This is a genomic window from Aequorivita aurantiaca (assembly GCF_030410135.1).
Lineage (GTDB): Bacteria > Bacteroidota > Bacteroidia > Flavobacteriales > Flavobacteriaceae > Aequorivita > Aequorivita aurantiaca.
Window position 1 is genome coordinate 407,859 of record NZ_JAUGQQ010000002.1, and the last position, 12,242, is coordinate 420,100.

General features: G+C 37.9%; 13 protein-coding genes. 10 read left to right on the plus strand and 3 right to left on the minus strand.

Features of this window, described 5'->3' with window-relative positions; genetic code table 11:
- Positions 1-61 precede the first annotated feature (61 nt).
- Positions 62-334, minus strand: a complete 273-nt coding sequence (locus tag QRD02_RS05185; protein ID WP_290253854.1) for a type B 50S ribosomal protein L31 — start codon at positions 332-334, stop codon at positions 62-64.
- Between the two features lie 208 nt (positions 335-542).
- Here QRD02_RS05185 and QRD02_RS05190 point away from each other — a divergent pair, with 208 nt between their 5' ends.
- Genes QRD02_RS05190 through QRD02_RS05220 form a run of 7 tightly spaced genes read left to right on the plus strand, consistent with a single transcriptional unit; the run spans position 543 to position 7,198 of the window.
- On the plus strand, positions 543-1,073 hold the full coding sequence (locus QRD02_RS05190; RefSeq protein ID WP_290253855.1) for a DUF4199 domain-containing protein: 531 nt from the start codon (positions 543-545) through the stop codon (positions 1,071-1,073).
- 8 nt (positions 1,074-1,081) lie between these two features.
- Entirely contained in the window at positions 1,082-2,035 is a 954-nt protein-coding gene (locus QRD02_RS05195; protein ID WP_290253856.1) for a glycosyltransferase family 2 protein, read from the plus strand.
- Between the two features lie 39 nt (positions 2,036-2,074).
- On the plus strand, positions 2,075-3,790 hold the full coding sequence (locus tag QRD02_RS05200; protein ID WP_290253858.1) for a phospho-sugar mutase: 1,716 nt from the start codon (positions 2,075-2,077) through the stop codon (positions 3,788-3,790).
- Positions 3,790-5,616 carry an ABC transporter ATP-binding protein gene (locus tag QRD02_RS05205; protein WP_290253859.1) on the plus strand — a complete coding sequence of 609 codons (1,827 nt, stop codon included), beginning with the start codon at positions 3,790-3,792 and terminating at the stop codon, positions 5,614-5,616. The genes QRD02_RS05200 and QRD02_RS05205 overlap by 1 nt, the downstream gene beginning before the upstream one ends.
- A gap of 53 nt (positions 5,617-5,669) precedes the next feature.
- A complete protein-coding gene (locus QRD02_RS05210) occupies positions 5,670-6,224 on the plus strand; it encodes an RNA polymerase sigma factor (RefSeq protein ID WP_290253860.1) in 555 nt (184 codons plus the stop codon).
- Between the two features lie 24 nt (positions 6,225-6,248).
- Complete coding sequence (locus QRD02_RS05215; RefSeq protein ID WP_290253861.1) at positions 6,249-6,749, plus strand: hypothetical protein; 501 nt, start codon at positions 6,249-6,251, stop codon at positions 6,747-6,749.
- On the plus strand, positions 6,746-7,198 hold the full coding sequence (locus QRD02_RS05220) for a hypothetical protein (RefSeq protein WP_290253863.1): 453 nt from the start codon (positions 6,746-6,748) through the stop codon (positions 7,196-7,198). The genes QRD02_RS05215 and QRD02_RS05220 overlap by 4 nt, the downstream gene beginning before the upstream one ends.
- A gap of 47 nt (positions 7,199-7,245) precedes the next feature.
- On the opposite strand, the gene QRD02_RS05225 is transcribed toward QRD02_RS05220, so the two are convergent.
- A complete protein-coding gene (locus QRD02_RS05225) occupies positions 7,246-8,091 on the minus strand; it encodes a DUF2911 domain-containing protein (RefSeq protein ID WP_290253865.1) in 846 nt (281 codons plus the stop codon).
- A 327-nt stretch (positions 8,092-8,418) separates the two neighbouring features.
- On the opposite strand from QRD02_RS05225, the gene QRD02_RS05230 reads away from it, so the two are divergent.
- The 3 genes from QRD02_RS05230 (at position 8,419) to QRD02_RS05240 (ending at position 10,907) form a co-directional block, all read left to right on the plus strand.
- The gene (locus QRD02_RS05230; protein ID WP_290253866.1) at positions 8,419-8,880 is read left to right on the plus strand and encodes an SRPBCC family protein; all 462 of its coding nucleotides are present in this window, start codon (positions 8,419-8,421) and stop codon (positions 8,878-8,880) included.
- 3 nt (positions 8,881-8,883) lie between these two features.
- On the plus strand, positions 8,884-10,188 hold the full coding sequence (locus QRD02_RS05235; RefSeq protein ID WP_290253867.1) for a cryptochrome/photolyase family protein: 1,305 nt from the start codon (positions 8,884-8,886) through the stop codon (positions 10,186-10,188).
- Positions 10,189-10,319: 131 nt separating this feature from the next.
- A complete protein-coding gene (locus QRD02_RS05240) occupies positions 10,320-10,907 on the plus strand; it encodes a tRNA (guanine-N1)-methyltransferase (RefSeq protein ID WP_290253868.1) in 588 nt (195 codons plus the stop codon).
- Between the two features lie 6 nt (positions 10,908-10,913).
- On the opposite strand, the gene murA is transcribed toward QRD02_RS05240, so the two are convergent.
- On the minus strand, positions 10,914-12,227 hold the full coding sequence (gene murA, locus QRD02_RS05245) for a UDP-N-acetylglucosamine 1-carboxyvinyltransferase (RefSeq protein ID WP_290253869.1): 1,314 nt from the start codon (positions 12,225-12,227) through the stop codon (positions 10,914-10,916).
- Between the last annotated feature and the right edge of the window lie 15 nt (positions 12,228-12,242).

A 12,242-nucleotide genomic window follows, 5' to 3' on the forward strand; every position in this document is an offset into this window, starting at 1 on the left:
AACCCCAAATAAAAAGCCCCCGATTTCTCGAAGGCTTTTAAATGTTTTATAAAACCGAAAATTATTCCTCAGTTTTTGCGGCAGGTTTTTTAAACTTGTCGTACTTGTTTTTGAACTTGTCAATACGTCCGGCAGTGTCAATAAGTTTTGCCTTCCCGGTATAAAAAGGATGTGAGGAACGTGAAATTTCCATCTTCACCAAAGGATACTCAACACCATCTACCTCGATAGTTTCTTTAGTATCGGCAGTTGACTTTGTAAGGAATACATCTTCATTGCTCATATCCTTAAAAGCAACTATTCTATAATTTTCTGGGTGGATACCTTTTTTCATCTCTCTAATATTATAATTTAAAAATCTCTTTTACGACCTTTCGAAATTGAGTTTGCAAATTTAAGTATTAATTGGAATTTAGCAACAAATTATTACACTTTTTTAATTCTATCCCAAATACGCAGCAAATGTAACGTTTTGTTATCTTTGTTTACTAACAAAACGAACCTGCCTTCCCTCTTGAGAAGGTCAAAAAACCAAACAAAAAATGGAAAACCAAACTACTTCAATAAAAAAAATAGCGCTCAATTATGGCGTGCTATTGGCAATGCTTTCGATTGTTTTACAGGTAATTTCTTATGTGTTAGACGTCCACATTGACCGTCCATGGTGGTTAAGTGTGGTACAATTGCTAATTTCCATAAGCGTCATTGTATATGGAATAAAAGCATATAAAATAGCCAATGCGGGATATCTTACACTTAGTCAAGCTCTAAAGGTTGGTTTGGCAATTAGTCTTATTGCAGGAATTATTGCGGTAGTTTTCAATTTTATTTTCATGAATTATATTGAACCCGATTTTGTTCAGAAAACGCTCGATTTCTCCCGAGAAAAAATGATTGAGGACTATCCTAACATGTCGCAGGAACAAATAGAAAATAGTTTGGAAATTTCCGCCAAATTTATGACACCGTGGATTATGTCTGCCTTTGCAATAATTGCAACTCTGTTTTTTGGATTTATTATTTCCTTATTTGCGGGATTGGTAATGAAGAAAAACCCACCGCAACAAATTTAATTTTCTGAATGAATCTCTCCGTCGTCATTCCACTTCTTAACGAAGAAGAATCCTTAAATGAACTTTACCGTTGGATTGCGTCCGTAATGCATTCCAATGGTTTTTTATATGAGGTCATTTTTATTGATGATGGCAGCACCGATAAATCGTGGGATATCATTGAAAAACTTTCGGCGGAAAACTCCGAAGTAAAAGGCATCCGTTTTCAGAAAAATTACGGTAAATCGCAAGCTCTTCACGCCGGTTTCGCAATGGCGAAAGGCGACGTTATTATAACAATGGATGCCGATTTACAGGACAATCCAGAAGAAATACCGGCGCTTTATAAAATGATTACGGAGGAAAATTATGACCTTGTTTCCGGTTGGAAAAAGAAACGATACGATTCATTGCTCAGTAAAAATATGCCTTCAAAATTGTTCAATTACGCCGCGCGGAAAACCTCTGGCGTTAAATTGCACGATTTCAATTGCGGGTTGAAAGCTTATAAAAAAGATGTGGTAAAAACCATTGAAGTAACTGGCGAGATGCACCGTTACATTCCTGTCTTGGCGAAAAATGCAGGTTTTACCAAAATTTCGGAAAAGCCGGTTTTACACCAAGCCCGAAAATATGGCACCACAAAGTTTGGCGCAGAACGCTTCGTTCGTGGATTTTTGGATTTGATCACTATTTGGTTTTTGTCGCGTTTCGGGAAAAGACCGATGCATCTTTTTGGAGCTTGGGGCGCCTTTATGTTTTTCGTCAGTTTTTGCTTTGCAATATTTTTAGGCATAGACAAACTTTTCATAAATCCTTACGGAAGGCTAATTGCGGACCGAACCGAGTTTTATATAGCCCTGACCGCAATGGTTTTGGGAACACAACTTTTCCTCGCCGGGTTTTTGGGCGAATTGATACTTCGAAATAAAAAGGATTCCCGAAACTACATCATCAAAGAACAGCGAAACTTCCCAGATTAAACCGTGGGATTCGTTATTTTTGCACTTTAAATAAAGGAAATGATTTACGTAGATCCGAAGATTTTAGCCCGCGTTAACCAATGGCTCACCCCTTTTTTCGACGAAAAAACACAGCACGATATTAAAGAAATGATAGCCTACGATCCCGAAGGATTGGAGGACAGTTTTTACAAAAACCTCGAGTTCGGTACTGGCGGAATGCGAGGCATTATGGGTCTTGGCGACAACCGAATCAATAAATACACTTTGGGGAAAAACACCCAGGGACTCTCAAATTATTTAAATAAGCAATTTCCAAATAAAGAAATTAAGGTTGCAATTGCTTATGATTGCCGCCACAACAGCAAGGACTTTGCAAAAGTTGTGGCTGGTGTTTTTTCCGCAAACGGTATAAAAGTTTTTCTCTTTTCAGAATTGCGACCCACTCCGGAGCTTTCCTTCGCCGTAAAATATTTAAATTGTCAGGCAGGAATTGTTTTGACAGCTTCCCACAATCCGCCCGAATATAACGGTTATAAAGTTTATTGGAAAGATGGCGGACAATTGGTCCCGCCACAGGATGGCGAAATAATTTCAGAAATAAACGCCCTTCAATACGAAGACATAAAATTTGAAGCAAACGAGAAATTGATTGAACTAATTGATGCCGAAGTTGACGAAGCTTTCGCAGATGCTTCTGTGGAAAACGGAACTTTTAATACTTCAAAAGCGGCGAAAAAAAATTTAAAAATTGTTTTCACATCGCTGCATGGCACTTCAATTACAATGATTCCAAAAGTTTTGGAAAAAGCTGGCTATGAAAATGTTTCTATTGTGGAAGCGCAGGCCGATCCGAATGGGGATTTTCCAACGGTAAAATCGCCGAATCCCGAAGAACCCGCAGCCTTAAAAATGGCATTGGAACTGGCCGATGAGGAAAATGCAGATATAGTAATAGGCACAGATCCAGACTGTGATCGTTTGGGAATTGCCGTGCGGAACAAGGACAACAAAATGGTTTTGCTAAACGGAAACCAAGCAATGGTTTTGATGACGCATTTCCTATTAGAGCAATGGCAAAAAGCTGGAAAATTGAATGGGAAGCAGTTCATTGCCTCCACAATTGTTTCAACCCCCATGGTTGCGCAAATAGCTGAACATTTCAACATAAAATATTTTGAGGGATTAACCGGCTTTAAGTGGATTGCGAAAATGATAAAAGACTTTCCAGATCTTGAATTTGTGGGCGGTGGCGAGGAAAGTTTTGGTTATTTGGTGGGCGATTTTGTGCGCGATAAAGACGCCGTAACCGCTACCCTACTTGCCTGCGAGATTGCTGCACAGAAAAAAGCCGAAGATAGTAGCATGTTTCAATATTTGAATGAAATTTACAACCAATATGGCAATTACCGCGAGCACTTGATTTCACTTACGAAAAAAGGAAAAAGCGGTTCCGAGGAAATTTCAGCAATAATGAAAAAACTTCGCGAGAATCCATTTAAGGAAATTGCGGGAAGCAAAGTGGTGCGTATGGACGATATTTCCAAAAGCCAAACTACAGACTTTTTAAATAATAAAATACATACACTAAACCTTCCAAAATCCAACGTGTTACTATTTTATACCGAGGACGGCAGTAAAATTGCCGCACGACCGAGCGGCACCGAACCCAAAATAAAGTTTTACATTAGCGTGAACTCTTCGGAAAAGGAAAATTTTGAGGAAATACTTCAACAAAAAATAGAAGCCATTGCGGCGCAACTTAATTTCAGTTAATGAACTATTTCAGAAAAATACTGCGCTACGTAATTCCTTATAAGCGCTTTGCCTACCTAAACATATTTTTTAATATACTCTATGCGCTCTTTAGCACCCTTTCGTTTCTTGCATTGATACCTGTTTTGCAGGTTATTTTTAGTGACCAACGCGAGGTTGGAAGGCAACCTGTATATGAAGGAATTACCAATTTGACCAGCTATATACAGGATTCCCTTAATTACCATCTAGTGAAGTTCATCAATGAATACGGGGACTTTAAAGTCTTAATGTTTATGATTGGAGTTATAATTGCAATTTTTTTACTTAAAAATTTATGCAATTATATGGCGATGTTCTACTCCACTTTTCTTCGTAATGGCGTGTTGAAGGATTTGAGGAACGACCTTTATAGTAAAGTAATCCAATTTCCGTTGGCATTTTATTCCGAAAAAAGAAAAGGAGATACCATTTCACGTTTAAGCGGAGATGTTGACGAAGTAAAAAACTCTGTCCTGTCAGTCTTGGAAATGATAATCCGGGAACCTTTGACCATCATTTTTTCGTTGGCAACCATGCTTTTCATCAGTCCAAAACTCACACTTTTTGTGTTTCTATTTTTACCTGTCTCTGGGTTTCTGATTTCCCGAATTGGAAAATCATTAAAAAAGGGCTCCTTAAAAGTTCAGGAAGAGCAAGGCGTATTTCTTTCAATTTTAGAAGAAACAATGGGCGGTTTGCGCATTATCAAAGCCTTTCATGCAGAACCTCTATTTCAGAAGAAATTTGAGGACAGCAATCAGCGTTTTTATAAATATTCGAATTCTGTTTTGAATCGCCAAAACTTGGCCTCACCTCTTAGTGAATTATTGGGTATAATCACTATTGGAATTTTGTTGGTTTATGGCGGATATTTAGTTTTTGTGGATCAAACTTTGGACGCCAGTTTTTTTCTCGGCTATATTATGTTGGCTTATAATATTTTGACGCCCGCGAAGGCCATTGCAAAAGCAAGCTATTCCGTAAAGCGCGCCAATGGCTCGGCCATGCGAATTTTGGAACTGCTAGAAGCCGAAAACACAATAACGGATATTGCAAACCCCATTCAAAAAGAAGGTTTCGACGAAGTAATTTCTCTTAAAAACATTTCCTTTAAGTATGAGGATCAATATGTTTTGAAGGATTTCTCCTTGGAAATTCCAAAAGGGAAAACCATTGCGCTCGTTGGACAATCCGGCAGCGGAAAAAGTACGATAGCGAATTTGCTAACCCGGTTTTATGATGTGAACGAAGGCAGTATCGAAATTGATGGGGTGGATATCAAAAATATCTCCAAGCAATCCTTGAGAGGATTAATGGGTATAGTTTCACAGGATTCCATTCTTTTTAATGATTCTGTAGGAAATAATTTGAAACTAGGAAAGCCACTTGCGTCGGATTCAGAATTGATGGAAGCTGCGGAAATAAGCAATTCATATGAATTCATTAAAGAGCTTCCCGAAGGATTTGAAACCAATATTGGCGACAGCGGCAACAAATTGAGCGGCGGCCAAAAACAACGTTTGAGCATTGCCCGCGCAGTATTGAAAAATCCACCGATAATGATTTTGGATGAAGCAACCTCAGCGCTCGATACCGAAAGCGAACGGTTGGTGCAGGATGCTCTGGAAAAAATGATGAAAAACAGAACTTCAATCGTCATTGCCCACAGGCTTTCTACCATTCAAAATGCTGATCAAATAGTAGTACTTTCAAAAGGAAAAATTGTGGAACAGGGCAAGCATCAAGAACTTTTGGAGAACAAAGGCGTTTACTATAGTTTGGTTGAAATGCAATCGCTTAGTTAAAATTTTATTTAAACTTTTCCGTTTATCTTTAGTCTTATACCCAATTGCGTGATATGGTTGAAGAAAAGGTACTGGTAACGGCATTACAAACCGAGGCAGATAAAGAAGCTGCCTTTAGGGAGCTCGTTTCGCAATATAAGGAACGGCTTTACTGGCAAATTCGCAATATGGTGCTGGACCACGATGACGCGGATGATGTGCTACAGAATACATTTATAAAGATTTTCAGGAACATCAATTCCTTTAAGGGCGAAAGCAAGCTCCATACTTGGATGTACCGAATTGCAGCCAATGAATCCATCACTTTTCTGAATAACAAAGCAAAACGAAACAACACCTCCATTGAAGCCGTGAAAGACAACGCACTGCGCAATTTAGAAAGTGATGTATATTTTGAAGGAGATGCCATACAGCTTCAATTTCAAAAAGCCATAGCCTTACTCCCGGAACGCCAACGATTGATCTTTACCATGAAATATTTTGAAGACCATACTTTTGAGCAACTTTCACAAATTTTGGACACTTCCGTGGGCGGGCTGAAAAGTAGTTATCATATAGCCGTGAAGAAAATTACTCAGTTCATAAAAACCAACAATGAAACCCTATAACGTTTTTCGAGTCATAGTTAGGAAATGAAAAAAAATAGAAACAAAACTGGTTTTAAAATTCCCGATAATTATTTCGCAGATTTTGAGGCGCAACTGTACAGCAAAATCGATGAAATTAATTTTCCACCCAGGACCGGTTTTAAGGTTCCCGAAAACTATTTTGAGCGGTTGGACGATAGCGTTTTCAATAAGATAACCGCTTCTGAGAAACAACACAAAGTAATTTCACTTTTTCCCACGAAATATCTTGGTTATGCGGCCGCATTTGCAGCTTGTTTGGTTATCGGATTTAGCATTTTTAATACCGCAAATGAGCAAGAAACACTCGACGCCTTGCAATTGGCGACAATTGATAAATACATTGACGAAGGTAATCTGAATTTTGATTTATACGATATAACAACTTTTATTGACGACGACAATATTATAAACACAAATTTGGAAGAACAGCAATTTTCCGAAGCAGTATTGAAGAATTATCTTTTGGAAAATGTTGATGAAAAAACTTTAATAGACGAACAATGAAACACCTAATTATTTTCTTAATAATTTTAACAACCGCAGTGCAGGCCCAAGACGGAAAACATGAAAAAATAAAGGCACTAAAAACTGCGTATATTACAGAGCAATTGGCACTCACTTCCGCGGAAGCACAAAAGTTTTGGCCTATCTACAATAAATACGATGAAAAATTCCACGAGCTGCGGAAAATAGAAAAATCTGAAATTTTCAAAAAATTAAACGAAAACTTGGAAATGTTGACAGAAGAAGAGGCCAACGAATTAATTAACAAAAGCCTAATTATCGAAAACCAAGAAGTGGAACTGCTACAACAGCGCACCACGGAATTGCGCACCGTGATTTCGGCAAAAAAAATAATTGCGCTTAAAAAGGCTGAATATAATTTTAAAAAGGAACTGCTGGACAGATACCGAAACAGTAAAGGCGATAAAGGCCCAAAGGGTCCCAAATAAAAAAAACCCGAAAAATTTTCGGGTTTTTTTATATTATTTTGCGACCCCTACATTGCGCCCCATTCTCTTAAAGATTTTTCATTCAAGGCTACATAATCATTGTTTCCCGCGGCTTTTGCAAGCTCCATAGATTTTTTGGCAGCTTCAATAGCCCCATTTTTATCTCCTGCTTTTGCATATATCAATGATTTTTGGCGCAGTTGCCAGAATTTTGGATCCTTGTTCATTTCAATGGATTTGTCTATCCAGGTTTTTGCCTGATTTATATCCTTTCCGGCCTCAAGATAATAAACCGCGGATGAATAATAATCATTCGCTGAAGGTCCGTTCATAACCCTGTCAATGTTTGCAGCAACCATTTTGTCGGTGAACATTTTAATTGGCACTCCAACGTAAGTGTTTTCCCAAAGAATTCCCAGAATGACAGAATCATTTTTTACCTCGTCAAAGGACATAGTGAAGGTTTCAATTTTCATTGGCATTGGGTAAACTGATACAGAAACCTTTGCTGCCACTTTGCTTTCCTCCCACTTCTCGGGTGTTCCCCAATTTGATGATTCAATATAAAAAAACACCTCCCAATTGGAATTGCCAGGTTTGGTAAAAATTGCATACGTGCCGGCAGGTACAGTCTTACCGCCTATTTCTACATCATCACCAAAAGTGATTTTTGAATTGGCATTAGCACCCGTACGCCACATTTTGTCATAAGGCACCAAATCGCCATAGATGGTTCGGCCCTTCATTGATGGTCTTGAATATTCCAAGGTAATGGGAGTCAACCCAACCGTTTGCTCAATTTTTTGTAAAGTACTTGGTTGCGGAGTTTCAATTTGGGCATTAATGCCAATGCTTAGCATTAAAGCTGAAAAAATGAAAATAATTTTCTTCATTGTTATGGTTTTAAGGTGTTTATAATTTTTTACGAAGTTACTGTTTGGAAAATTTTAAACAGTTAAGAAAACCTTAAAAAAAGTGGCTAATCCATTACTTAATACCCTTCAATGCGGCGTGAAACAGTTGGCCCAAATCAATAATGTTAATTAATTGTTTAATCTTTTTTATATATGATGAAACGATTTATTTTTAAGAAAAAATAGCAAAATGTTGAGAATATTTAAAAAACTACTACGGCCAATCTTTTACAAAGGAAGTGTGAAGGAAGATACTTATCGTTTATTGAGAATGAATAGAAAATTATCTATCAATCGAAATAAAGAGTGAAAATTTTCATATTGCAGACAAAGCAAAAACTTCCCATTTCTGTGGATGAAGCTTGGGCTTTTTTGTCCAATCCCAAAAATCTAAGGACAATCACCCCAGATTATATGGGTTTTCACATTCTATCCGGTGAAGAAAAACCAATGTTTGCAGGCCAAATTATCGAATATATTGTTACTCCTATTTTCGGATTAAAAATGAAATGGATCACGGAAATTACCCATGTTTCCCACAAACAATATTTCGTGGATGAACAGCGATTCGGGCCATACGCCATGTGGCACCACAAACATTTTATAAAAGAAATTGAAGGCGGAGTTGAAATGGAAGATTTACTGCATTATAAATTACCCTTTGGTGTGATAGGCGAACTTGCCCATCCATTTTTAATAAAGCCTAAACTGGAAGAAATTTTCGCATACCGAAAGAACAAGCTAATTGCGCTTTTTGGAACTCTTTAAATTTTGAAGGAAAAAGTAAACATTTTTTGGTTTCGGCGCGATTTGCGCATGGATGACAATGTCGGTTTTTATAATGCCCTACGCGGAAAATTTCCCGTGCTTCCAATCTTTATTTTTGATAGTGAAATACTTCAAGAGCTTCCAAAGGACGATGCCCGAGTTACTTTTATTTATGAAACGCTCCACAAATTGAATAACAAATTAAGGCAGTATGGTGGAGGCGTTGCACTATTTAATGGTACACCTAAAGATGTTTTTCAAACCATAATTTCCAGATTTCATGTTCAAAACGTAATTGCCAATCACGATTATGAACCCTACTCGATGGAAAGGGACTCATCCATAAAAAATTTGCTCCATGAAAATGGAATCGGTTTTTTCACCTTTAAGGATCAAGTAATATATGAAAAGGATGATATAGTCAAAGATGACGGAACTCCATATATTGTATATACCCCTTATATGAAAAAATGGAAAGAGCGCTTTAAGAAGGACGATAAAAACAAAAAAACTTTTACAGATAATTCTGCTACGAACCTCTACCAAAACACGCGACTTCCAAATCTTTCCCTGAGGGATATTGGTTTTACAAAATCGAAAATAGAAATTCCGGAATATGATATTTCGTCTCTAACCCTCCAGCAATATGAGAATCAAAGAAATTTTCCCGCTAAAGATGCTACTTCACATTTGGGGCCACATCTTCGTTTTGGAACGGTCAGCATCCGAAATATCATAGAGGAAGCAGCTTTGGAAAAGAACGAAGTCTTTCTGCAAGAACTTATTTGGCGCGAGTTTTTTATGCAGATTCTCTGGCACTTTCCTGAAACTGTAAATCGTGCTTTTAAGCAAAAATATGACAGAATTGAATGGCGCAACAATGAAACTGAATTTCAAAAATGGAAAGAAGGAAAAACTGGATATCCAATTGTGGATGCGGGAATGCGCCAGTTAAACGAAACAGGTTACATGCACAACCGGGTTCGCATGGTAGTTGCAGGTTTTTTGTGCAAACATCTTTTGATTGATTGGCGATGGGGAGAAGCCTATTTTGCCGAAAAACTTTTGGATTACGAAATGTCGAGCAACATTGGCAATTGGCAATGGGCGGCCGGTAGCGGTGTGGATGCGGCGCCTTATTTCCGGATTTTCAATCCAAATACGCAATTAGAAAAATTTGACAAAAATCATGAATATGTCAAAAAATACATTCCAGAATTCGGGACTGAAAATTATCCCGAAAAAATTGTAGATCATAAAGAAGCCAGGGAACGCTGTTTGAAGGTTTATAAGTCAGCCATAGCATAGAAATTGCAGAAGTTCCCACCTTTTTCGTACGATGTTAAAAATTTTGTAATTGGCAGTAAAATTTGGGTGGTTTTGCACAATTTTTATACTCTTGCTCTGTTAATTAATGCATTGCAAACAAACCTGAAACCATGAAAAAGATATTATTTTTAATCCTTCCCCTATTGTTGTTTTGCCTTACTTCCGTAGCCCAGGATTCCATTCAAATAAGGAAAAACACATTAAACGATCAAATGATTGAAGCATTTGACAAAAGCAATAGTTACCAAGAATATAAAGTTGTAAAAAAAACACAGTTGGCCACTTTAAAAAGAAATATTTTAGATTCGGTTTCTACTTTGGAAAAAAAAATAATTTCCCAGGATAGCGAACTGGTCCAACAAAAAAATCAAATAGATTCTCTTCGTGAAAATTTAGAAAATACGAAACAAAATCTTGCTAACTCAAAAGAAAAAGAGGACGGCATTGCCGTTTTCGGAATTCTTACCTCAAAGGCAACCTATAATTCCATTATGTGGGGAATAATTTTAGTGTTACTATTGGTTAGCGGATTTTTGTTTTACAGATTTTTAAACAGCCATAAAATTACAAATGCCGCGCAGCTGAAAATGGCTGAGCTGGAAATAGAGTTGGAGGATTACCGAAGAAACAGTTTGGAGCGTGAACAAAAACTTCGGAGAAAGCTACAGGACGAAGTCAATAAAAACCGCAAGGGTTAATATGTTTTAGGGTTCAATCCGTGTTATTTTTGCGCCAATTGCCCTCAGTCTTTCATCAATGTTTTCGTATCCCCTGTCTATTTGCTCTATGTTGTGAATAGTGCTTGTCCCTTGAGCTGAGAGTGCGGCAATCAACAATGAAATTCCTGCCCGAATATCCGGGGAAACCATTGTAGTTGCTTTAAGATTCGACTGAAAATTATGGCCAATAACGGTAGCTCGGTGCGGATCACAAAGAATTATTTTGGCACCCATATCAATCAGCTTATCAACGAAAAACAATCGGCTTTCAAACATTTTTTGATGAATTAGAACGCTACCTTTTGCTTGCGTACAGACCACAAGAACAATACTCAACAAATCCGGTGTAAAACCGGGCCACGGGGCATCTGCAACGGTAAGAATGGAGCCATCAATATAGCCTTGGATTTCATATTCATTTTGGGAAGGAATGTAAATGTCATCTCCTTTTTTATTGATTTGGATACCCAATTTTCTAAAAGTTTCGGGTATTAAGCCTAGATTTTCCCAACTAACATCTTTAATGGTTATCTCACTTTGAGTCATTGCAGCAAGGCCGATCCAGCTGCCAATTTCAATCATATCCGGCAGTATTTTATGGGTGCAACCGCCTAATATTTCAACTCCTTCAATCGTTAACAAGTTGGAACCAATTCCTGTAATCTTCGCCCCCATTGCGTTCAGCATTTTGCAAAGTTGCTGAATGTACGGTTCACAAGCGGCGTTATAGATTGTTGTTTTACCTTTTGCTAAAACGGCCGCCATTACTATGTTTGCCGTTCCTGTAACTGAAGCTTGGTCCAATAGCATGTAAGCTCCCCTTAAACCTTGTGGTGCTTCAACACCATAAAAGCGCTCTTCCTTATTGTAGCGGAATTTTGCGCCCAAATTTATGAAACCTTCAAAATGGGTATCCAGCCTCCTTCTTCCTATTTTATCACCGCCCGGTCTTGGAATATACCCTTTGCCAAATCTCGCCAATAAAGGACCTACGATCATTATGGAGCCTCGCAATGAACTTCCTTCCTGTTTGAAAAGTTCGGACTCCAAATATTCCAAATTTATACTATCGGCCGTAAAGGCATATTTGCCCTTTGCCAATTTTTGGATTTTTACCCCGAGGTTTTCTAAAATTTTTATGAGTTTATTTACGTCCAGTATGTCCGGAATATTTTCTATAATAACTTTTTCCCGTGTTAACAATACTGCGCAAAGAATCTGTAAGGCTTCGTTTTTGGCTCCCTGCGGCGTTATTTCGCCCTTCAGTTTATGCCCGCCTTCTATTTGGAAAGTTCCCATAAATAGCGTTTGAAA

What these genes read in the sequence shown, in the direction of transcription:
- QRD02_RS05185 (WP_290253854.1), bottom strand. Translation starts at nt 334, where the DNA reads ATGAAAAAAGGTATCCACCCAGAAAATTATAGAATAGTTGCTTTTAAG.
- QRD02_RS05190 (WP_290253855.1), top strand. Translation starts at nt 543, where the DNA reads ATGGAAAACCAAACTACTTCAATAAAAAAAATAGCGCTCAATTATGGC.
- QRD02_RS05195 (WP_290253856.1), top strand. Translation starts at nt 1,082, where the DNA reads ATGAATCTCTCCGTCGTCATTCCACTTCTTAACGAAGAAGAATCCTTA.
- QRD02_RS05200 (WP_290253858.1), top strand. Translation starts at nt 2,075, where the DNA reads ATGATTTACGTAGATCCGAAGATTTTAGCCCGCGTTAACCAATGGCTC.
- QRD02_RS05205 (WP_290253859.1), top strand. Translation starts at nt 3,790, where the DNA reads ATGAACTATTTCAGAAAAATACTGCGCTACGTAATTCCTTATAAGCGC.
- QRD02_RS05210 (WP_290253860.1), top strand. Translation starts at nt 5,670, where the DNA reads ATGGTTGAAGAAAAGGTACTGGTAACGGCATTACAAACCGAGGCAGAT.
- QRD02_RS05215 (WP_290253861.1), top strand. Translation starts at nt 6,249, where the DNA reads ATGAAAAAAAATAGAAACAAAACTGGTTTTAAAATTCCCGATAATTAT.
- QRD02_RS05220 (WP_290253863.1), top strand. Translation starts at nt 6,746, where the DNA reads ATGAAACACCTAATTATTTTCTTAATAATTTTAACAACCGCAGTGCAG.
- QRD02_RS05225 (WP_290253865.1), bottom strand. Translation starts at nt 8,091, where the DNA reads ATGAAGAAAATTATTTTCATTTTTTCAGCTTTAATGCTAAGCATTGGC.
- QRD02_RS05240 (WP_290253868.1), top strand. Translation starts at nt 10,320, where the DNA reads ATGAAAAAGATATTATTTTTAATCCTTCCCCTATTGTTGTTTTGCCTT.
- murA (WP_290253869.1), bottom strand. Translation starts at nt 12,227, where the DNA reads ATGGGAACTTTCCAAATAGAAGGCGGGCATAAACTGAAGGGCGAAATA.